We start from the raw sequence: 18,754 nt of genomic DNA on the forward strand, positions 1-18,754 counted from the left end.
GTGCACCGCCGAGCGACGCGCTGCGGCGCCCTGGCGCCCGCTCCCTGACGTCATGGCCGCAGTCTAGGGGCCTCGCAGCCCGCTCCCCGCCGCCGGTGGATCAGCCCCAGGCGGTCTCCAGCTCGGCGAGCGACGTCTCCAGGTGGGTGAGCAGCCGCTGCAGGTGCGGCACGCTCGTGCGGCAGCCGATGATGCCGAAGTCGAGGTACTTGTCGCGGCTGCAGAGCGTGACGTTCACGGCCTGACCGTCGAGCACGATCGAGACCGGGTAGAGGCCGTCGAGCTGGGCGCCGTTGAAGTACATCGGCTGCTTCGGACCGGGCACGTTGGAGATGACCACGTTGAACGGCGGGTGCGTCATGCGCACGAAGCCGGGCACGGGCGTGAGCGCGAGCGGCGCCATCTGGAGCGCCGAGAAGGCGAGGATCTGGATCGGGGTGAGCCCGCCCAGGATCTTCTTCGCCCGCCGCGAGGAGTAGGCGATCTCCTCGAGGCGGGTGGGACCGTTCTCGACGTCGGTCGCGAGGTTGACCACGATGACCCCGACGGAGTTGCCACCGTCGCCGGCCTGGCCCGCCGACTCGGCCCGCAGGGCGAGCGAGACCGGGACCATCGCGGTCATCGGCTCGTCGGGCAGGGCGTTCTGCTCCAGCAGGTACTCCCGCAGCGCCCCCGAGACCATCGCGAGCACCACGTCGTTGAGCGTCGTCGCCGACGACTTCGCGACGCGGCGGATCCGCTCGATCTCCCACGACTGCGCGGCGAAACGACGCGCCCCGCCCACGGGACCGTTCAGGATGGTGCGCGGCGCCCGGGGCAGCGTGACGTCGCCCTCGCGGACGATCTGGTTGACGATCTTCATCGACGCCGGCAGCAGCCCGGCGACGTCCTCGGCGACCGAGAGCCCGCCGCGCAGCAGGCCGAGCGGGTCCGGGAAGCGGCGCGCGACCTCCGTCGACGGGCGACGCCGCGGTGCGAGCGCCCACGGCGGCACGCAGTCGCGCGCGTCCGGGTCGTCGCTGAGGCTGCGCTGCAGCAGCCTCAGGGCCGACACCCCGTCGACCATCGAGTGGTGGATCTTGCTGTACACGGCGAAGCGCCCGTCCTGCAGGCCCTCGACGACGTGCGCCTCCCACAGCGGTCGGTGCCGGTCGAGCAGCGACCCGTGCCAGCGCGACGTGAGCTGCAGCAGCTCGCGGATGCGCCCCGGCGGCGGGACCGCCGAGTGCCGCACGTGGTAGTCGAGGTCGATCGCGCCGTCCTGGGCCCACCAGGTCTGACCGGCGAGGCCCACCGGCTCGGCCGGCCGCTTGCGGAACGTCGGCGAGACGTCCTGCACCGACCGGAAGCCCTCCACGAGCTCGCGCACGAACTCCGGTCCCGCGCCCTCCGGGGGGCGGAACAGCTGCAGCCCACCCACGTGCATGGGGTGCTCTCGGGACTCCGCCAACAGGAACATGGAGTCCGTGGGGGGCATGAAGGGCATGCGATCAATCTCCTGCGGCAGACGGGGCGGTGGCGCTAACGTAACGATTTCGTGTGGCGTAGGTCACCGGGTGTGACATATTCGTGAACGTCGCATGACGAGGGGAGAGGTCGATGGTCGGCACCAGGGAGCGCAAGAAGGCCCGGACGCACGGGGGCGGACACCTGTCCGTCGCCGCCGACGCGCGCTACGTGGAGGGTGCGAGCCTGCAGTCGCGAGCGCTCGGGCTGGGGCTGCGGCACACCGTGCGTCCCGTCCTCGACCTGTGGACCCGACTCCCCTTCGACCTGTTCCCGCCCAACCTGCTCGAGCACGCCGCGCGTCTGCTCCCCGTGCACGAGGGCACCAGCTGGCGCACCGTCGACCTCGCCCGCTGCGGCAGCGAGCTGCTCTCGGCCAAGGGCGTGCGCGACATCCACGGCGGCAACCCGCGCGTGATCCTCTACTTCCACGGCGGCGCCTTCCTGACCTGCGGCCTGAACACCCATCGTCGGCTCGTGTCCCGCATCTCGCACGCCTCCGCCCAGCCCGTGCTCAACGTGGGCTACCGCCAGATGCCCTACGAGCCCATCGCCGAGTCGGTGGCCGACGGCGTCGACGGCTTCCGCTGGCTGCTGGACCAGGGCTACCGGCCCGAGGACGTGACGATCGCCGGCGACTCCGCCGGCGGCTACCTGGCGTTCAGCGTCGCGCGGGCCGTGCTCGACCAGGGGCTCGGCCGCCCCGCGGGCGTCGTGGCCCTCTCGCCGCTGCTCGACGTGGACGCGTCGCGCAAGCGCCAGCACCGCAACGCCGACCGCTGCCAGACCTTCCCGCTGCGGGCGTTGGAGAAGTTCACCGACGTCGCGCTGCGCATGGACACCCGTCGAGGGATCAACGGCCAGCGGGTCTGCCCCGTCAACATGCCCCTCGAGGACATGCCGCCGGCGCTGATCCAGATCGGGTCGCGCGAGATCCTGCTCGCCGACGCGGAGCACATGGCCGCACGCCTGGTGCAGGCCGGGGTGCCGGTGGACCTGCAGGTCTGGGACCGCCAGGTGCACGTCTTCCAGGCCGCGGCCTCGTGGGTGCCGGAGGCGCGCGCGGCGATCGAGGAGATCGGCGAGTTCGTCACCGGCCTCGCCGGGCAGGAGTCCGGCGCCGGCGACTCGCTCACGAGGGCGACCGCCACGGTCGGCGCCGCGACCCCGCGCGCCGGCGTCGCGGCGGTCTGACCGCGCCTCGAGCCCTCGCGCGCGGGGGCTCGTGCGACGGGCGCCCCGGTGGTCCAGCGGGTACGGTCGAACGTGACCGCAGGCACGCACCGGGAGGCAGCATCGTGAGCAACGGGACGGCAGGACCGGGCACCGCCCCGGTCGTCGAGGGGTTCGGCGCGCAGGACGACAGCGAGCTGGAGATCCACTCCCCGAAGGACGCAGCGGCCGGCGTCACGGCCGTCAAGGTGTCGATGGAGCGCGCGCTCTCCCACATGGGCCCCAAGCGCACCGCCCAGACGCTGCTCAAGCTCAACCAGGCGGACGGCTTCGACTGCACGTCGTGCGCCTGGCCCGACCCCGACCCCGACGCCCGTCACGCGGCCGAGTTCTGCGAGAACGGCGCGAAGGCCGTCGCCGAGGAGGCCACCACGGCGCGGGCGACGCCCGAGGTCTTCGCCCGCTACTCCATCGCCGAGCTCGACTCCCACGACGAGTACTGGCTGGGCCAGCTCGGCCGCATCACCCACCCGATGGTGAAGCGTCCGGGAGCCACGCACTACGAGCCCATCGAGTGGGACGACGCGTTCGTCCTCGTCGCCGAGCACCTCAACGGTCTCGCGTCCCCCGACGAGGGCGTCTTCTACACGTCCGGCCGTGCGTCGAACGAGTCGGCGTTCACCTACCAGCTGTTCGTCCGCGCGTTCGGCACCAACAACCTGCCCGACTGCTCGAACATGTGCCACGAGTCGACGAGCGTCGCGCTCGCGGAGTCGATCGGCATCGGCAAGGGCAGCGTGAGCCTGCGCGACCTCTACGACGCCGAGCTGATCGTCATCGCCGGCCAGAACCCCGGCACCAACCACCCGCGCATGCTCTCGGCGCTGGAGATCGCGAAGCGGCGTGGCGCGAAGATCCTCGCCATCAACCCACTGCGCGAGGCCGGTCTCGTCAACTTCCGCAACCCGCAGAAGCCGAGGGGCGTCGTGGGTCGCGGCACCGACATCGCCGACCTGCACCTGCCCGTGCGCATCAACGGCGACCTCGCCCTGTTCCAGGCCTTCGGCCACCTGCTCGAGCAGTGGGGCGCGATCGACCGGGAGTTCGTCGAGCAGTACACCGACGGCTACGACGCGTGGGTCGAGCACGTGCGCGCCCTCGACTGGGACGTCGTGCTGGCCGCCACCGGCCTCTCCCGCGAGGAGATCGAGCGCGCGGCGCGGATGATCGAGGCCTCCGGCGCGACCATCTACTGCTGGGCGATGGGCCTGACGCAGCACCGCAACTCGGTGGCCACCATCAAGGAGGTCACGAACCTCGCGCTCGTCCGTGGCGACATCGGCAAGCGCGGCGCCGGCCTGTGTCCCGTGCGCGGCCACTCCAACGTGCAGGGCGACCGCACGATGGGCATCTGGGAGAAGTCCCCCAACACCTTCCTCGACGCGCTCCAGGCCGAGTTCGGCTTCGACCCGCCGCGCGAGCACGGGCTCGACGTCGTCGACGCCGTGCGCGCCCTGCGCGACGGCAAGGCCAAGGTCTTCATGGGCCTCGGCGGCAACTTCGTGCACGCCGTCTCCGACACCGACGTCACCGCCGACGCCCTGCGCAGCGCCGACCTCACGCTGCACGTGTCGACCAAGGTGAACCGCTCGCACCTGGTCACGGGCGACACCGCGCTCATCCTGCCGACGCTCGGACGCACCGAGGTCGACGAGCGCGCGACGGGTCCGCAGTTCGTCTCGGTCGAGGACTCCATGTCCTCGGTGCACGCGTCGCGCGGACCGCTCGAGCCCGCGAGCCCGCACCTGCGCTCGGAGACGGCGATCATCTGCGGCATCGCCCGGGCGACCCTGCGCCAGGACGACGGCACCGATCGCCACGGGATCGACTGGGACGCGATGGCAGAGGACTACAGCATCATCCGTGGCCACATCTCGCGCGTCGTGCCCGGCTGCGAGGACTACGAGCGCAAGGTCGACCGCCCCGGCGGCTTCGTGCTCCCCCACCCGCCGCGCGACTCCCGCACCTTCCACACCTCCACCGGCAAGGGCCGGATCGCCGTGTCACCGGTCGAGGTCCTGCACGTGCCCGAGGGGCACCTGCTGCTGCAGACGCTGCGCAGCCACGACCAGTTCAACACCACGATCTACGGCATGAGCGACCGCTACCGCGGCATCGAGAACGGTCGACGTGTCGTCCTCGTCCACCCTGACGACATCGAGGCGCTCGGCTGGCGCGACGGCGACGTGGTCGACCTCGTCACCCACTGGACCGACGACGACGTCGACCGGGTGGCCCCCGGCTTCCGGATCGTCTCCTACGAGACCCCGCGCGGCACGGCGGCGGCCTACTACCCGGAGACGAACCCGCTGGTGCCGCTGGACTCCGTCGCCGAGCACAGCAACACGCCGACGTCGAAGTCGGTCGTCGTCCGGCTCGTCCCGACCGCCGTCGGCGGCGTGGGCGAGGGCGCCGACGGGACGCAGCACCCGGTCGGCGCGGACGGCGAGCACCGGTCGCATCCGCAGCCGGAGCCCCTGCACCTGTCGTGACCGCCTCCACGCCGAGCCGCTCCCTCCAGGCCGTGGTCCTGGCCGGTGGCACCAGCCAGCGCTGGGACGGCCAGGACAAGACGCAGCTCGTCGTCGGCGGCAGGCCGCTGCTCGACCACGCGCTCGCGGCGCTGCCCGACGACACCGACGTCGTGGTCGTCGGGCCACCACGCCCCACGTCGCGCCCGGTGGGGTGGACGCGTGAGGACCCCGCCGGCTCGGGACCCGCGGCCGGCGTCCAGGCCGGGCTCCGGGCGCTGGCGCCGGGCGCGCCCGTCGTGGTGCTCGCCGCCGACCTGCCCCGGGCGGCCGAGCTCGTCGACGCCCTGCTGGACGCCCCACGCCCGGGCGGGGCGCTCGTCGTGGCCGACGCCACAGGCCGCGCCCACTGGACGTCGGCCCTGCTCTCGGCGGACGCCGCCGACGTGGTCCGCGCGCTGCCCGACCTCGTCGACGCGTCGCTGCGACACCTCTTCGACCACCTTGACGTCGTGCTGGTCCCCTCCCCCGACGGCGCCACGCACGACCTCGACTCCCCCGCCGACCTCGACGCCCTGCAGGAGGACCACTGATGCGCGACCGCGACGAGACCATCCAGACCTGGTGGCACGAGCTGTGCTCGGAGCTGGGCGTCGACGACCCCGGCACCGACGCGGAGCGGGTCCTCGAGCTCGCCGCCGTCGCCGCGCACGCCGTGGTCCGCCCGGCAGCACCGTTGACCACCTTCCTGGCGGGGTACGCAGCCGGGCTGGCGGGAGGCGGCGAGGACGCCGTCCGGCGCGTCGTGGCACAGGCACAGCTGCTCGCCGAGACCCGTGGCGGCGACGAGGACGACCCCACCGGGTCGCCGTCATGACGAAGCCCGTCCAGCGACGCCGGATCCAGCACGTCGAGGTCGGTGTGGGCGTGACGCCGCGGCACGACTCGCTCGCCGCCGAGGAGCCGCTCGAGATCCGCGTGGCCGGCGCGTCGTTCGCGGTGACCATGCGCACGCCCGGCCACGACTTCGACCTGGTCGCCGGCTTCCTCGTCTCCGAGGGCGTCGTCGCACGCACCGACCAGCTGCACGCCATGCGGTACTGCGCGCCGGAGCAGGACGAGAACACCTACAACGTCATCGACGTCGGCGTCAGCGGTCCGGGTGCGCTCGTCGCCGCGAGCCGGGAGCGGCACGTGTACACGTCGAGCTCGTGCGGGGTCTGCGGCCTCGCGTCGATCGACGCCGTCGCCACGACCTCGGCGTTCGACGTGGCGGCGGACGACGTGCAGGTCGACGCCGCCGTGCTCGCCGCCCTGCCCGACCGGCTGCGCGAGCAGCAGGCCGTGTTCGAGCGCACCGGCGGCCTGCACGCGGCGGGGCTGTTCGGCACCGACGGCACGCCGCTCGTGGTGCGCGAGGACGTGGGCCGGCACAACGCCGTCGACAAGGTCGTCGGCCAGGCGCTGCGGGAGGACCGCCTCCCGCTCACCGGCACGGTGCTGCAGGTGTCGGGGCGGGCGTCGTTCGAGCTGGTGCAGAAGGCGGCCATGGCCGGCATCCCGGTGCTGGCCGCCGTGAGCGCGCCGTCGTCGCTCGCGGTCGACCTGGCCGAGCGGCTGGGCGTGACCGTGGTCGGCTTCTCGCGCGGCAGCAGCTTCAACGTCTACACCCGGCCCGAGCGCGTCGTCGCCTGACCGACGCGCCCGGGCCGGGCGCCGCGGCGCTCAGAACAGGGCCGAGGCCTTCACGACGGTCTCGTACACGCCGTAGACCAGCGGGACCCCGACCACGAGCCACGCCACCACCGCGAGCGGCGTGACGCCCTCGGCGGTCGTGTCCTCGCCCTGCGCGGAGGCCGGCGTGTGCTCGGCGGTCGGCTCCGCGCCGTGCGGCTCGTGGAAGCGCGACGCCACCGGCCGCACCAGGAGGTTGGCGACGAAGCCGACGGCGAGCACACCGACCATGGTGAGCAAGGCCGGACGGTAGTCGGCCGCCGTGAGGGCTCCCGGCTCTCCCCTGGCGTCCAGGAAGCCGTTGACGATCAGCGGTCCCGCCACGCCGGCCGCGGACCAGGCGGTCAGCAGACGGCCGTGGATGGCGCCCACCTGGAAGGTGCCGAACAGGTCGCGCAGGTACGCCGGGATCGTCGCGAAGCCGCCGCCGTAGAAGCTGAGGATGAACCCGGCGAGGACGACGAACAGCACGGTCGAGCCCGAGCCGCCGAGCGCGAGCGTCGCGTAGAGCACGATGCCGACGCCGAGGTAGAGGACGTAGATGTTCTTGCGGCCCACGACGTCGGACGTCGAGGACCACACGAAGCGGCCCGCCATGTTGCACAGCGAGAGGAAGCCGACGAAGCCGGCCGCGGCGGCTGCCGCCACCGTCGAGTCCTGGCCCTCGCGGAAGAAGTCCTGGATCATCGGCGCGGCCTGCTCCAGGATGCCGATGCCGGCGGTCACGTTGCAGAGCAGCACCACCCAGAGCAGCCAGAACTGCGGCGTGCGGACGGCGTTGTTGGCCGACACGCTCTCCGTCGTGACGAGCGCCTTCTTCTTCACGGTCGACGGGTCGAAGCCGCGCGGCGCCCACCCGTCCGCAGGCACCCGCACGAGCCACGCACCGAACAGCATCACGACCAGGTACACGAGGCCGAGCGTCACGAACAGCTTGGCCACCGCCGAGCCGGAGGCCAAGCCGGTGGCGGTGTCGTAGGAGGAGTCGTACCAGCCGAGCAGCGTGCTCGACAGCGGGCTCGCGATCATCGCGCCGCCGCCGAAGCCCATGATCGCCATGCCGGTCGCGAGGCCGGGGCGGTCCGGGAACCACTTGATGAGGGTCGAGACCGGCGAGATGTAGCCGATGCCAAGTCCGATGCCGCCGATCACGCCGTACCCGAGGTACAGCAGCCACAGCTGGCTCGTCGCGATGCCGAGCGCGCCGACGAGGAAGCCGGTGGCCCAGCAGGTGGCGGCCGCGACCATCGCGCGACGCGGTCCGCCGGTGTCGACCCAGGTGCCGAAGACGGCCGCCGACACGCCCAGCATGACGATGGCGATCGAGAAGACGACGCCCACCGCGGTCAGGCTGGTGTCGAAGTGCTCGACCAGCGAGGCCTTGTAGACGCTGGTCGCGTACACCTGGCCGATGCACAGGTGCACCGCCAGCGCGGCCGGCGGGATGAGCCAGCGGTTGAAGCCGGGGCCGGCGACGGTGCGCTCCCGGGCCAGGACGCTCGTGGACATGGTTCCCCCTCGTCTGGTGGGACGGCCAGGCCGCCTGTGACGTGCGTCTCGAAGCGTACGAGAGGACCGGCCGGTCCGCGCGTCGGGCGGCGACCGGGGCACGGCCGGGAGCGTACGGCCGGGACCGGGCGGGCGGGCCGCACGACGTCGAGCCTCTACCCTGGGCAGGTGACCTCGAGCCCCGGACGCATCTTCCTGTCGCGCATCGTCGGACAGGACGTCTTCGACCCCGCGGGCGACCAGGTCGGCAAGCTGCGCGACGTCGTCGTGGCGCTGCGGGGCCCCCGCCGACCGCGCGTCGTGGGCCTCGTCGTCGAGGTGCTCGGGCGCCGCCGGGTGTTCCTGCCGATCGGTCGGGTGACCTCGCTCGACTCCGGCCAGGTCATCACCACCGGGGTGCTCAACATGCGGCGCTTCGAGAAGCGGAGCACCGAGACGCTGGCGATCCACGAGCTGCTCGACCGCACCGTCACGCTGCCCGACGCGCGCACCGGCACCGTCTACGACCTGGCCATGGAGCAGGACACCCGCCGCGACTGGTACCTCGGGTCGGTGGCCGTCCAGGAGTCGGGCAAGCGGTTCGGACGGCGCGGCGCGACCCACGTGGTCCAGTGGGACGAGGTCACCGGCCTCGTCGGCCAGGAGCCCGGCCAGGGCGCCACGCACCTGCTGGCCACGATGGACGAGATGCGCCCGGCCGACCTGGCGAACGCCCTGCTCGACCTGCCGACGAAGCGCCGCGCCGAGATCGTGGGCGAGCTGGTCGACGAGCGGCTCGCCGACGTCCTGGAGGAGCTGCCCGACAGCGTCCAGGTGGAGGTGCTCGGCGTCCTGGATCCCGAACGGGCGGCCGACGTCCTCGAGGAGATGGACCCCGACGACGCGGCCGACCTGCTTGGCGAGCTGCCGCCCGCCACGTCGGAGCAGCTGCTCGCGCTCATGAAGCCCGAGGACGCCGAGGACGTGCGGCGCCTGCTGACCTACGAGGACCGCACGGCCGGCGGCATGATGACGACCGAGCCGGTCATCCTCCCGCCGGACGCGACGATCGCCGAGGCGCTGGCCCGGCTGCGCGAGCCCGAGCTGGGACCGGCGCTCGCGTCGATGGTCTACGTGTGCCGCCCGCCGCTGGAGACGCCGACCGGTCGCTTCCTCGGCATCGTGCACTTCCAGGCCCTGCTGCGCGAGCCGCCGTCGACGCTCGTCGGAGGTCTCGCCGACAACGACATCGACTGGCCCCGGCCCGACGCCAGCCTCGAGCACGTCGCGAACCTGCTCGCGTCCTACGACATGCTCGCGCTCCCCGTGGTCGACGAGACGAGCCACCTGCTGGGCGTCGTCACCATCGACGACGTCCTCGACCACCTGCTGCCCGAGGGCTGGCGCGAGCGCGACAGCGACCGCACGCGCGACGAGACCCCGCAGGGGGTGGGTCAGCGTGGCTGAGCGCTCCCGCGACGGCGGCCGCCACGACCGCGAGCAGGCGCGACGCGACCGCGAGCAGGCGCGCCGCGACCGCGACCGCCTCGACCAGCCCCGCGAGCGCGGACGGCGGCGCACGTTGCGGCCGCGCTCGGGCGACACCGACCGCTTCGGCCGCTTCGCGGAGTCGTTCGCCCGCTACATGGGCACGGCGCGCTTCCTCATCTGGATGACGATGCTCATCCTCGTCTGGGTCGTGTGGAACGTGCCCTACGGCCCGGAGCGGCCGCGCTGGGACGAGTACCCGTTCATCTTCCTCACGCTCATGCTGTCGCTGCAGGCGTCCTACGCGGCACCGCTGATCCTGCTCGCGCAGAACCGCCAGGAGGCGCGCGACCGCGTGCAGCAGGAGCAGGACCGCCGCGCCGACGCCCAGTCGCACGCCGACATGGAGTTCCTCGCCCGCGAGGTCGCGAGCCTGCGGCTCGGCCTCGGCGAGGTCGCCACGCGCGACTTCCTGCGCTCGGAGCTGCGCGACCTGCTCGAGTCGCTGCAGGAGCAGCCCGACGACGGCGAGGACGGCAGCCCCGAGGCCGGCCCGGACGTCCGCGGACGGGGCCGCTCCGGTCCTCGCGGTCACTGAGGCTCGCCTGCGGCACACCGGTGCGGGGGTCGCCCGTACGATGGGAGCCATGGCTTCCGTCCCCACCGAGGAGCAGGTCCGCGAGGCTCTCGCCAGCGTGGTCGACCCCGAGATCAAGCGTCCTGTCACCGAGCTCGGCATGGTCGACACCGTCACGATCGACGACACGTCGATCACGGTCCGTCTCCTGCTCACCGTCTCCGGCTGCCCGCTGAAGGACACGCTGACGCGTGACACCACGGCCGCTGTCGAGAAGATCGCCCCCACACACACGGTCCACGTCGACCTCGGCGTCATGACCGACGAGCAGCGCAAGAGCATGCGCGAGATGCTCCGGGGAGGCCAGACCGAGCGCGAGATCCCCTTCGCCCAGCCCGGCTCGCTGACCAAGGTGTACGCCATCGCGTCGGGCAAGGGCGGGGTCGGCAAGTCGTCGGTCACGGTCAACCTGGCCGTCGCCATGGCCCGCAGCGGACTGAAGGTCGGCATCGTCGACGCCGACATCTACGGCCACTCGATCCCCGACATGATGGGCGTCGGCGACCGCCGGCCCACCCAGGTCGACGACATGATCCTGCCGGTGCCGGTCGAGGTCCCCGACTCCCCCGGCGCGCCGGACGTCAAGGTCATGAGCATCGGCATGCTGAAGCCCAAGCGCGACCAGGTCGTCGCCTGGCGCGGCCCGATGCTCGACCGCGCGCTCGTGCAGATGCTCAGCGACGTGTTCTGGGGCGACCTCGACGCGCTGCTGCTCGACCTGCCGCCTGGCACGGGCGACATGGCCATCAGCCTGGGCCAGCACCTCGCCAACGCCGAGGTCGTCGTGGTCACGACGCCGCAGCAGGCCGCCGCCCAGGTGGCCGAGCGCGCCGGCACGATGGCCTCGATGATGCACCAGCGCGTCGTGGGCATCGTCGAGAACATGTCCTACCTGGTCACGCCGGGCGGCGAGCGCCTCGAGGTGTTCGGCAGCGGCGGCGCCGACGCCGTCGCGAAGACCCTGGGCGAGCGGCTCGGGCACGACGTGCCGGTGCTGGGCAAGGTGCCCCTGGAGGAGCAGCTGCGCGTCGGTGGCGACGACGGTCGCCCGATCGTGGCCACCCACCCGGGCAGCGAGTCGGCGAAGGTCCTGCAGCAGGTGGCGGACTCGCTCACCGGACGCTCCCGAGGCCTGGCCGGCATGCAGCTGGGCCTCGCCCCCGTCGGTCGACTCTGAGGCACCCGACGTGCTCGGGATGGGCTGGCCGGAGATCGGCCTGATCCTCGTCGTCGGTCTGCTGCTGTTCGGCCCCGACAAGCTGCCTGGCATGGCCAAGCAGGCCGGGCAGTTCGTCCGCACGGTCCGCCAGATGGCCGAGAACGCCAAGAACGACCTCGGGCGCGAGATGGGCCAGGACTTCTCCGAGCTGAACCTGCGCGACCTCGACCCGCGCGAGGTCGTCCGCCGGCACGTCCTCGACCAGCCCGGAGAGCCCGCGCCCGTCCGTCAGGACCGCATCCTGCGTCCGGGCGAGGTCCCGCCCCACGACGACGAGGCCACCTGAGCCGACGTCCGCCCCCGCCGGGAGCGGACGGGCTCAGACGGTGAGCCAGCCCGTGAGCCGGTCGAGCCCGTGGCCGACACGCTCGCGCAGACCCGGCCGCGGCGCGGCGGCCGGGAGGTCGCCGAGGGCGGGCACGAGTCGCGCGTCGTCCACGTCGGTCACCACCGTGTAGACCACGCCCTCGGCGTCCCAGACGACGGTCCGCATCCCTGGCTGGTCCCGGACCCAGACCTCGTGGTCGCCCAGCCGGCGCTGCGCGAAGCCGTGCAGCCGCTCGGTGTCGAGCGCCCCGGTCTGCTCGTGCAGCTCCAGGCGGCCCGTGCCGTCGGTGTAGGTGAGGCTGACGGCGCCCTCGGCCTGCAACCGCCCCTCAACCCGTTCGAGGTCGTGACCGAGGGTGCCGTGGCAGGGCCAGCCGTTGGCCGTCAGGTCGGCCATGCGGGCGGTCGTCATGATGTCCTGCCCGTTGCTCACGGGGCGGGCGGTGTCGCCCCCGCCCACGGCTGCCGCCCGGAAGTCGGCGGCGTACGTGTCGACCGGCGGCACCACGGCGTCGCCCAGACCACGGCCGGGGGCGCCCGCCACGTACGCCATCAGCACGACGGCGAGCGAGGCGCCCACCACGACGCCGCTCGCGCCCCAGACCGCCGAGTGGAGCACCCGCGTCCAGAGGGGCGGGGGCTGCGGCGCCGGCGTGCGGGGCAGCTCCGAGAGCGAGGCGAGCAGCGAGGCCGGCGGTCGGACGTCGCACGTCGCCTGCATGCGCATCTTCAGGTGCCGCTGCTGCGCGACGGCCTCGCGGCAGCGGGCGCAGTCCTGGACGTGACGTGAGGCCGCCTCCGTGGCGTCGGGCGAGAGCTGCCCGTCCACGAAGGCGGCGACGTCGGCGTCCAGGTGGGCCATCAGGCTCCTAGGGCTCCGAAGACACGGGTACGACCGGCGGTCGGCGCACGGTGGGCCAGCGCCTGACGCAGCTGGGTGCGCCCGCGGTGGATCCGGGACCGGACGGTGCCGATCTTGACGCCGAGGACGTCGGCGATCTCCTCGTAGGAGAGGCCCTCGACGTCGCACAGCACCACCGCGACACGGAACTCCTCGGTGAGCGAGGACAGGGCGGCCTCGATGTCGGGGTCGAAGCCGGCGTCGTGCACGAACGCCTCGGGCAGCTGCTCGCGGCCCTCGAGGCGGTCCTCGGCGCCGTCGGTGAAGCCGTCCATGCGCAGCTTGCTCGAGCGGCGGACCCGGTCGAGGAACAGGTTGGTCGTGATCCGGTGGATCCAGCCGTTGAAGTTGCCCGGCTCGTAGCGGTCGAGCGAGCGGAAGACGCGGACGAAGACGTCCTGCGTGAGGTCCTCGGCGTCCTGCCGGTTGCCGGTGAGCCGGTAGGCGAGGCGGTACACCCGCGGGGAGTGCTCCTCCACGATGCGGTCCCAGGACAGGTCGGCGCCCGTCTCCAGGGTCGCGGCCTGCATGCTCACGTCGTCGTCCTTCATGTCGTCGATCGTTCCGTCGTCTCCTGAGAGAACGCCCAGAGGACGCTGACGGTTCCCCCTCGATCATCCCGGGTCGCGTGGGCCGGCGCGACACGGATCCCGCCCGGCGGTGCAGCGGCACGGGAGGGCCTGCGCTCACTATGCTTCTGACCGAGCCGGTACCCGTCCGGCCCGGTCAGCCGAGGAGCCATCATCACCAGCGAAGCGAGCCTGCAGTACGTCGAGGGCTACCAGGACGAGGACGACCACCTCGCCGAGGCGCGTCGACGCGCGGACGAGGTCGGTGTGACCCCGATCGGTCCGGCCGGCGGCGCCACCCTGCGCTTCCTGGCCTCCGTGCTCGACGCCCGCGCGGTCGCCGAGGTCGGCACCGGCACCGGCGTCTCGGGCCTGTGGCTGCTGCGTGGCATGGCGCCCGACGGCGTCCTCACGTCGGTCGACCTCGAGGCCGAGCACCAGCGGCACGCCCGTCAGGTGTTCTCCGCGGCCGGCTTCGCACCGCAGCGCTTCCGCCTGATCGCGGGCTCGGCGCTCGACGTCATGCCCCGGCTCACCGACGACGGCTACGACCTCGTGTTCGTCGACGGCGACAAGGTCGAGTACGGCGAGTACCTGGAGCAGGCCCTGCGCCTCGTGCGCCCGGGTGGCGTCGTCGTGTTCGACAACGCGCTCTGGCACGACCGGGTGGCCGACCCCGAGCGTCGCGACGCCGAGACGGTCGCGATCCGCGAGCTGCTCACGCAGGCGGCGACCGACGAGCGCCTGGTGCCGACCCTGCTGCCCGTCGGCGACGGCCTGCTGGCCGCGCGCCGCGTCGGCTGACCCGCCCCCGGCCGTCGGGCCGGGCGCGGGACCAGCGCGTGCAGGGCGGGTCGGGTCAGCGCTCGAACGAGGCCGAGGACCGGAAGCCCGCCGGTCCCCGCACGACCGCGACGATCTCGCACGCCTCGATCAGCTCGGGCTCGCGCCCGATGATGGTCGTGCCGGGAAGGTCGGCACGGCCGGCCTCCATGGCCTGCTGGAACGCCTCGCGCGACCGGGCGTCGACGAAGACGTAGGTCCCCTCGAACCACTCGCCCTCACGGGCCCGCCACGACTTGAAGCGCAGCCCTTCCAGACCCGCGAACTTCGCGAAGCTGACGTCCTCGACGTACTCGCGCAGACGCTCGAGGGTCCCTGACGGAGCGCCGGCCAGGGACCAGCGCATCGTGAGACCGTACAAGCTCAGACAGCCTTGAGGGCGTCGCCGAGGGTGGCCGCCTCCTCGTTGTTGAGCTCGACCACCAGACGTCCTCCGCCCTCGAGCGGGACGCGCATGACGATGCAGCGCCCCTCCTTGGTGACCTCCATCGGTCCGTCACCGGTGCGAGGCTTCATGGCCGCCATGGGTTCCCCTTCCATTCGGTGACCGCCGTCCGGTCTCCTCAGGCGCCTAGTATCTCTCATGCCCCCTTCTCAGTTCCAACCGGCACGAAGGACCTCGTGACCCCTCCCGCTCCCGACGGCGCTCCCCCGGCCACCGACGGTGTCGTCGAGCTCGACCCGTGCTCGAGCGACCGCGGCTCCGTGCCCGCGCACGAGCAGGTCCGCGCCGCGCTGACCACGCCGGGCCTCCGGGCGCTCCTGCTCGTGGTCGACGGCGGCTCGGCGTCCTGGTCCGACGAGGAGGTGGTCGCCGTCGCCGACGCGTCGGTGCCGGTGGTGGCGGTCCTGCACGGCAGCGTCGAGGGCCACGCGGCGGCGGTGGCGCTGGCGTCGGACCTGCGGGTCGCCTCCCGTGACGTCGTGCTGCGGGTCGAGCCGCTCGTCGGCGGCACGAGCGCGAGCCTGCCGCGGCTGGTGGGCGGTGCGGTGGCCCGACGGCTGCTGCTCGACCCCGTCGACCTCGACGGCGTCCAGGCGGCGCGGGTCGGGCTTCTGGACGTCGTGGACGACGATCCTGCGACGGCGGCTCAGGAGCTCGTGGCACGGGTGGCGGCGAGGCCCGGCCGCGGTGCGGCCGTGCTGCGCGCGCTCGCGACCTGGGAGCGCACGGGCGACGTCGTGGCGGCGCTGGCCGACGAGGCGCGGCTGCGGGCCGTGGTCGACCTGCACGACTGAGGCGGGCCGATCCCGGGTGCTGGGCGGGAGCCGGACGCGGGAGGGACGGTCGGGCTCAGGCGAGCCGGCGACGCTCCTCGGCCTGCTCCTGCCAGGCGAGCAGCTCGGTGCGTGCCTCGAGCTCGGCGCTCTGGCTGGCGGCCAGCTCGTCGCGGAGCCGGCGCACCTCGGCGCGCGTGCTCTGGAGCGCGGACCGGGTCTGCGCGAGGTCGCCGTCAAGCAGGACCGTGCGCTCCTCGGCCGCGGCGTGCGCCGCCTCGGCCTGGGCGAGGGCGGCCTCGGCGGCCTCGACCTGGGCGACGAGCGCGGCGATCCGCTCGTCACGACGCTCGACCTTGCCGGTCATGGTCTCGGCGAACGCGATCTGCTCACGGCCGCGACGTGTGGCCTCGCGGCTGCGGTCGTGGGCGGCGGTGGCTCGGTCGCGCGCCCAGTCGCGGCGCACCTGGGCGGTCTCGTTGGCGAGCAGGCGGGCGGCGACGGAGCAGGCCGTCACGGCGTAGACGACCGCGGCCGCGAGGGCGACGACGGTCGAGACCACGATCGCCGCCGCGCCGGCGACGAGGGCGGACACGATGAGCACGACGGCGGCCAGGGTCCGCACGGAGCGGTGGCTGCGTCGATCGGCGGGACGGGAGCTGGTCATGGCGCCAGGGTAGGTCGGTGTGCGCGCCCGCCGTGGGAGGCGCACCGTGCCTGGTGAGGCTGGTGGTGCGGGAGGGAGGAACGGCTAGGACAGCGGCGGCGTGCGACGGGCGAGGCAGCCCACGAGGTGGTCGTCGACCATGCCGGTGGCCTGCATGAGGGCGTAGGCGGTGGTGGGCCCGACGAACTTCAGCCCCCGGCGCTTGAGCTCCTTGGCGAGCGCCGTCGACTCCGCCGACGTCGCAGGCACGTCGGCGACCGTCCGCGGCGCGGGCGACGTCGGTGGCGCGAACGACCAGACGAGGTCGCTGAGGCTCTCGCCCAGCTCGAGCACGGCACGTGCGTTGCTGATGGTGGCCTCGATCTTCGCGCGGTTGCGGACGATGCCCTCGTCGGTGAGGAGACGCTCGACGTCGGCGTCGGCGAACCGCGAGACGAGCGCGGGCACGAAGCCGACGAAGGCCTCCCGGAACGCCTCGCGCTTGCGCAGGATGAGCGACCACGACAGTCCCGACTGGAAGGCCTCGAGGCTGAGCCGCTCGAACATTGCCCGGTCGCCGCGCAGCTCACGACCCCACTCCTCGTCGTGGTAGCGGCGCAGCCTCGGGTCGTCGCCCCACGGGCAGCGCTCGAGGCCGTCGGGGCCGGTCACCGTCATGCGCCGATCCTGCCAGGCACGAGGAGCTCCTCGCTACGATGCGGCTGACCTGCCGTCGCCTTCTCCGGAGCCTGTGTGACCCCGACCCGTGCCCGCGTGCTCGCACTCGTCGAGTCGTCGCGCTTCCAGTGGTTCATCATCGCGGTGATCGTGGTGAACGCCGTCGTGCTGGGCCTCGAGACGTCGCCCCAGCTGCTGCGCCGCGAGGAGTGGCTGGCACCGCTCGGCTGGGCGACGGTCGTCGTGTTCGTCGTCGAGATCGCCCTGCGGATCTACGCCCACCGCGGCGCCTTCTTCCGCGACGGGTGGAGCCTGTTCGACCTGTTCGTGGTGCTGGTGGCGCTCATCCCGGCGTCGGGGGCGTTCGGGGTGCTGCGCGTGCTCAGGGTGCTGCGGGTCCTGCGGCTGCTCTCGGCGGTCCGCTCGATGCGCCGCGTCGTCTCCGCCCTCGCCGCGACGATCCCGGGCATGGTCTCGATCGGGGCACTGCTGGTGATGCTCGTGTACGTCGCCGGCGTCATGTCGACGCAGATGTTCGGCCGGGTCGACCCCGAGAACTTCGGCGACCTGCCGACGTCGCTGCTGAGCCTGTTCCAGGTGATGACCGGCGACGACTGGGCCAACATCGTCCGCCCCGCGACCGACGCCTACCCCGCCGCGTGGGTGTTCTTCATCGGCTACATCCTCGTCTCGACCTACATCGTCCTCAACCTCTTCATCGCCGTCGCCGTCGAGGCGCTGGAGATGCAGAAGGAGGAGGACCGGCGCGAGATCGTCGACGAGGTGGAGGAGAGCGAGCAGGTCGTCGTCGACGCCGTCGCCGAGCTCCGCGCCGAGGTCGCGGCGCTGCGCGCCGACCTCGCCCGCCAGCGCCCCTGAGGCGGAGATTCCCAGGTCGACTTGGGAATCTGCCACCGGGCACGGTTTCCTCAGCGACGCACGGAAAGCTCTCCGTGCTCCGCTGAGAAAACCGGGTCAGCCGCGGTGACGCTGGCGCGAGGCCTCGTAGAGCACGACCGACGTCGCGTTGGCCGCGTTCAACGACGACGCCGTCCCGGTGATCGGGATGTGCACCATGACGTCGCAGATCTCGCGCCACGCGGCCGAGAGCCCACGCGTCTCGTTGCCGGTGACGACGACGGTGGGCACCGTCAGGTCGGCATCGGCGAGCTCGACCGGTCCGTCCTCGTCGGTGCCCACGACCTGCACCCAGCCGAGACGCGAGCGCAGGTCCTCGACCCACGCGAGCACCTCGTAGGGCGACCCGAGGCGCACGGTCGGCACGGTCAGCGCCGAGCCCGTCGACGCCCGCACGGCCCGCGGCTCGTACGGGTCGCAGGCATGGCCGCACACCACGAGGCCGCTGCCGCCGAAGGCGTCGACCGACCGCGCGATGCTCCCGACGTTGCCGGGACTGGTCGGCCGGTCGAGCACGACCGCGAGCAGGTCGGGGCCAGCGGGCAGCCGCGCGAGGTCGTCGGCCGGCTGCGCCATCACCAGCACCACCTCGGGACGGTCCTGCTCCTGCTCGGCCAGCTCGGCGAGGAGCTCCGCCGAGAGGGTGTACTGCTGGGCTCCGCGCACGACGGCCCGCGCCACGGCGTCGCGGGCCCACTGCGACGGGTCGCGACGGTCGTCGTGCAGCACCGCGACGACCTCGAGCGGCGAGTCCAGCGCGACGGACACCGGCCGGACGCCCTGGACGAGCAGCTGGCGCAGCTGGGTGCGCTTGCGCCGGTTGGTCAGCATCGCCTCCCACTGCTGGAAGGCGGCGTTGCGCGACGTGACCCGCACGA

At 72.9% G+C, this 18,754-nt stretch carries 21 protein-coding genes; 12 read left to right on the forward strand and 9 right to left on the reverse strand.

Annotated features, from left to right (window positions below; genetic code table 11):
• Positions 1 to 100: 100 nt before the first annotated feature.
• Entirely contained in the window at positions 101 to 1,486 is a 1,386-nt protein-coding gene (locus tag QE370_RS16930) for a wax ester/triacylglycerol synthase family O-acyltransferase (RefSeq protein WP_309635075.1), read from the reverse strand.
• Positions 1,487 to 1,599: 113 nt separating this feature from the next.
• Here QE370_RS16930 and QE370_RS16935 point away from each other — a divergent pair, with 113 nt between their 5' ends.
• The 5 genes from QE370_RS16935 to fdhD all read left to right on the forward strand — a co-directional run bounded on the left by QE370_RS16935 (position 1,600) and on the right by fdhD (position 6,905).
• Positions 1,600 to 2,700, forward strand: coding sequence for an alpha/beta hydrolase fold domain-containing protein (locus QE370_RS16935; RefSeq protein WP_309635076.1), 1,101 nt, complete (start codon positions 1,600 to 1,602; stop codon positions 2,698 to 2,700).
• A 104-nt stretch (positions 2,701 to 2,804) separates the two neighbouring features.
• Complete coding sequence (locus QE370_RS16940; protein ID WP_309635077.1) at positions 2,805 to 5,231, forward strand: FdhF/YdeP family oxidoreductase; 2,427 nt, start codon at positions 2,805 to 2,807, stop codon at positions 5,229 to 5,231.
• Positions 5,228 to 5,803, forward strand: coding sequence for an NTP transferase domain-containing protein (locus tag QE370_RS16945; RefSeq protein ID WP_309635078.1), 576 nt, complete (start codon positions 5,228 to 5,230; stop codon positions 5,801 to 5,803). The genes QE370_RS16940 and QE370_RS16945 overlap by 4 nt, the downstream gene beginning before the upstream one ends.
• The gene (locus QE370_RS16950; RefSeq protein ID WP_309635079.1) at positions 5,803 to 6,087 is read left to right on the forward strand and encodes a DUF6457 domain-containing protein; all 285 of its coding nucleotides are present in this window, start codon (positions 5,803 to 5,805) and stop codon (positions 6,085 to 6,087) included. The genes QE370_RS16945 and QE370_RS16950 overlap by 1 nt, the downstream gene beginning before the upstream one ends.
• Positions 6,084 to 6,905, forward strand: a complete 822-nt coding sequence (fdhD, locus tag QE370_RS16955) for a formate dehydrogenase accessory sulfurtransferase FdhD (protein ID WP_253027003.1) — start codon at positions 6,084 to 6,086, stop codon at positions 6,903 to 6,905. The genes QE370_RS16950 and fdhD overlap by 4 nt, the downstream gene beginning before the upstream one ends.
• 30 nt (positions 6,906 to 6,935) lie before the next feature.
• Here fdhD and QE370_RS16960 read toward each other — a convergent pair whose 3' ends face one another.
• A complete protein-coding gene (locus tag QE370_RS16960; protein WP_309635080.1) occupies positions 6,936 to 8,453 on the reverse strand; it encodes an OFA family MFS transporter in 1,518 nt (505 codons plus the stop codon).
• 168 nt (positions 8,454 to 8,621) lie between these two features.
• Between QE370_RS16960 and QE370_RS16965 the strand changes: the two genes are divergently transcribed.
• From QE370_RS16965 to QE370_RS16980, 4 genes are read left to right on the forward strand one after another with little or no spacing between them, the layout of a single operon-like run.
• Positions 8,622 to 9,899 (forward strand): magnesium transporter MgtE N-terminal domain-containing protein, encoded by a 1,278-nt coding sequence (locus QE370_RS16965; RefSeq protein ID WP_253027001.1) that lies wholly within the window; start codon positions 8,622 to 8,624, stop codon positions 9,897 to 9,899.
• Positions 9,892 to 10,518: a DUF1003 domain-containing protein gene (locus tag QE370_RS16970; RefSeq protein WP_374208332.1), complete on the forward strand. Its 627-nt coding sequence runs from the start codon at positions 9,892 to 9,894 to the stop codon at positions 10,516 to 10,518. The genes QE370_RS16965 and QE370_RS16970 overlap by 8 nt, the downstream gene beginning before the upstream one ends.
• A 49-nt stretch (positions 10,519 to 10,567) precedes the next feature.
• Entirely contained in the window at positions 10,568 to 11,734 is a 1,167-nt protein-coding gene (locus QE370_RS16975; RefSeq protein WP_253027000.1) for an Mrp/NBP35 family ATP-binding protein, read from the forward strand.
• Between the two features lie 19 nt (positions 11,735 to 11,753).
• The gene (locus tag QE370_RS16980; RefSeq protein ID WP_253027007.1) at positions 11,754 to 12,062 is read left to right on the forward strand and encodes a sec-independent translocase; all 309 of its coding nucleotides are present in this window, start codon (positions 11,754 to 11,756) and stop codon (positions 12,060 to 12,062) included.
• Positions 12,063 to 12,095: 33 nt separating this feature from the next.
• Here the strand turns inward: QE370_RS16980 and QE370_RS16985 are convergent, their stop codons facing one another.
• Both QE370_RS16985 and sigE read right to left on the reverse strand, forming a co-directional pair.
• Positions 12,096 to 12,965 carry a hypothetical protein gene (locus tag QE370_RS16985; protein ID WP_309635081.1) on the reverse strand — a complete coding sequence of 290 codons (870 nt, stop codon included), beginning with the start codon at positions 12,963 to 12,965 and terminating at the stop codon, positions 12,096 to 12,098.
• Positions 12,965 to 13,555, reverse strand: a complete 591-nt coding sequence (gene sigE / locus QE370_RS16990) for an RNA polymerase sigma factor SigE (protein WP_067855790.1) — start codon at positions 13,553 to 13,555, stop codon at positions 12,965 to 12,967. Before sigE ends, QE370_RS16985 begins: the two co-directional genes overlap by 1 nt.
• Before the next feature lie 192 nt (positions 13,556 to 13,747).
• Between sigE and QE370_RS16995 the strand changes: the two genes are divergently transcribed.
• Positions 13,748 to 14,377 carry a class I SAM-dependent methyltransferase gene (locus QE370_RS16995; protein ID WP_253027006.1) on the forward strand — a complete coding sequence of 210 codons (630 nt, stop codon included), beginning with the start codon at positions 13,748 to 13,750 and terminating at the stop codon, positions 14,375 to 14,377.
• A gap of 55 nt (positions 14,378 to 14,432) precedes the next feature.
• Here QE370_RS16995 and QE370_RS17000 read toward each other — a convergent pair whose 3' ends face one another.
• Complete coding sequence (locus tag QE370_RS17000; protein WP_309635082.1) at positions 14,433 to 14,762, reverse strand: hypothetical protein; 330 nt, start codon at positions 14,760 to 14,762, stop codon at positions 14,433 to 14,435.
• Between the two features lie 17 nt (positions 14,763 to 14,779).
• Positions 14,780 to 14,941: a DUF3117 domain-containing protein gene (locus QE370_RS17005; protein ID WP_019145023.1), complete on the reverse strand. Its 162-nt coding sequence runs from the start codon at positions 14,939 to 14,941 to the stop codon at positions 14,780 to 14,782.
• A 96-nt stretch (positions 14,942 to 15,037) separates the two neighbouring features.
• Here QE370_RS17005 and QE370_RS17010 point away from each other — a divergent pair, with 96 nt between their 5' ends.
• On the forward strand, positions 15,038 to 15,655 hold the full coding sequence (locus QE370_RS17010) for a hypothetical protein (protein ID WP_309635083.1): 618 nt from the start codon (positions 15,038 to 15,040) through the stop codon (positions 15,653 to 15,655).
• Between the two features lie 55 nt (positions 15,656 to 15,710).
• Here QE370_RS17010 and QE370_RS17015 read toward each other — a convergent pair whose 3' ends face one another.
• Complete coding sequence (locus tag QE370_RS17015; RefSeq protein ID WP_309635084.1) at positions 15,711 to 16,301, reverse strand: hypothetical protein; 591 nt, start codon at positions 16,299 to 16,301, stop codon at positions 15,711 to 15,713.
• A gap of 84 nt (positions 16,302 to 16,385) precedes the next feature.
• The gene (locus QE370_RS17020; protein WP_253024559.1) at positions 16,386 to 16,958 is read right to left on the reverse strand and encodes a DNA-3-methyladenine glycosylase I; all 573 of its coding nucleotides are present in this window, start codon (positions 16,956 to 16,958) and stop codon (positions 16,386 to 16,388) included.
• A 75-nt stretch (positions 16,959 to 17,033) separates the two neighbouring features.
• Between QE370_RS17020 and QE370_RS17025 the strand changes: the two genes are divergently transcribed.
• Positions 17,034 to 17,837, forward strand: a complete 804-nt coding sequence (locus QE370_RS17025) for an ion transporter (protein ID WP_309635085.1) — start codon at positions 17,034 to 17,036, stop codon at positions 17,835 to 17,837.
• A gap of 96 nt (positions 17,838 to 17,933) precedes the next feature.
• Here QE370_RS17025 and QE370_RS17030 read toward each other — a convergent pair whose 3' ends face one another.
• Positions 17,934 to 18,752, reverse strand: a complete 819-nt coding sequence (locus tag QE370_RS17030; protein WP_309635086.1) for a TrmH family RNA methyltransferase — start codon at positions 18,750 to 18,752, stop codon at positions 17,934 to 17,936.
• Positions 18,753 to 18,754: the final 2 nt, after the last annotated feature.

Source organism: Aeromicrobium sp. SORGH_AS_0981 (assembly GCF_031453195.1).
GTDB lineage: Bacteria > Actinomycetota > Actinomycetes > Propionibacteriales > Nocardioidaceae > Aeromicrobium.

Coding starts and splice junctions, on each gene's coding strand:
- QE370_RS17015 (WP_309635084.1), bottom strand. CDS start 16,301: ATGACCAGCTCCCGTCCCGCCGATCGACGCAGCCACCGCTCCGTGCGG.
- QE370_RS16985 (WP_309635081.1), bottom strand. CDS start 12,965: ATGGCCCACCTGGACGCCGACGTCGCCGCCTTCGTGGACGGGCAGCTC.
- QE370_RS16980 (WP_253027007.1), top strand. CDS start 11,754: ATGGGCTGGCCGGAGATCGGCCTGATCCTCGTCGTCGGTCTGCTGCTG.
- QE370_RS17000 (WP_309635082.1), bottom strand. CDS start 14,762: ATGCGCTGGTCCCTGGCCGGCGCTCCGTCAGGGACCCTCGAGCGTCTG.
- QE370_RS17005 (WP_019145023.1), bottom strand. CDS start 14,941: ATGGCGGCCATGAAGCCTCGCACCGGTGACGGACCGATGGAGGTCACC.
- QE370_RS16935 (WP_309635076.1), top strand. CDS start 1,600: ATGGTCGGCACCAGGGAGCGCAAGAAGGCCCGGACGCACGGGGGCGGA.
- QE370_RS16960 (WP_309635080.1), bottom strand. CDS start 8,453: ATGTCCACGAGCGTCCTGGCCCGGGAGCGCACCGTCGCCGGCCCCGGC.
- QE370_RS16975 (WP_253027000.1), top strand. CDS start 10,568: ATGGCTTCCGTCCCCACCGAGGAGCAGGTCCGCGAGGCTCTCGCCAGC.
- sigE (WP_067855790.1), bottom strand. CDS start 13,555: ATGAAGGACGACGACGTGAGCATGCAGGCCGCGACCCTGGAGACGGGC.
- QE370_RS16930 (WP_309635075.1), bottom strand. CDS start 1,486: ATGCCCTTCATGCCCCCCACGGACTCCATGTTCCTGTTGGCGGAGTCC.
- QE370_RS16950 (WP_309635079.1), top strand. CDS start 5,803: ATGCGCGACCGCGACGAGACCATCCAGACCTGGTGGCACGAGCTGTGC.
- QE370_RS17020 (WP_253024559.1), bottom strand. CDS start 16,958: ATGACGGTGACCGGCCCCGACGGCCTCGAGCGCTGCCCGTGGGGCGAC.
- fdhD (WP_253027003.1), top strand. CDS start 6,084: ATGACGAAGCCCGTCCAGCGACGCCGGATCCAGCACGTCGAGGTCGGT.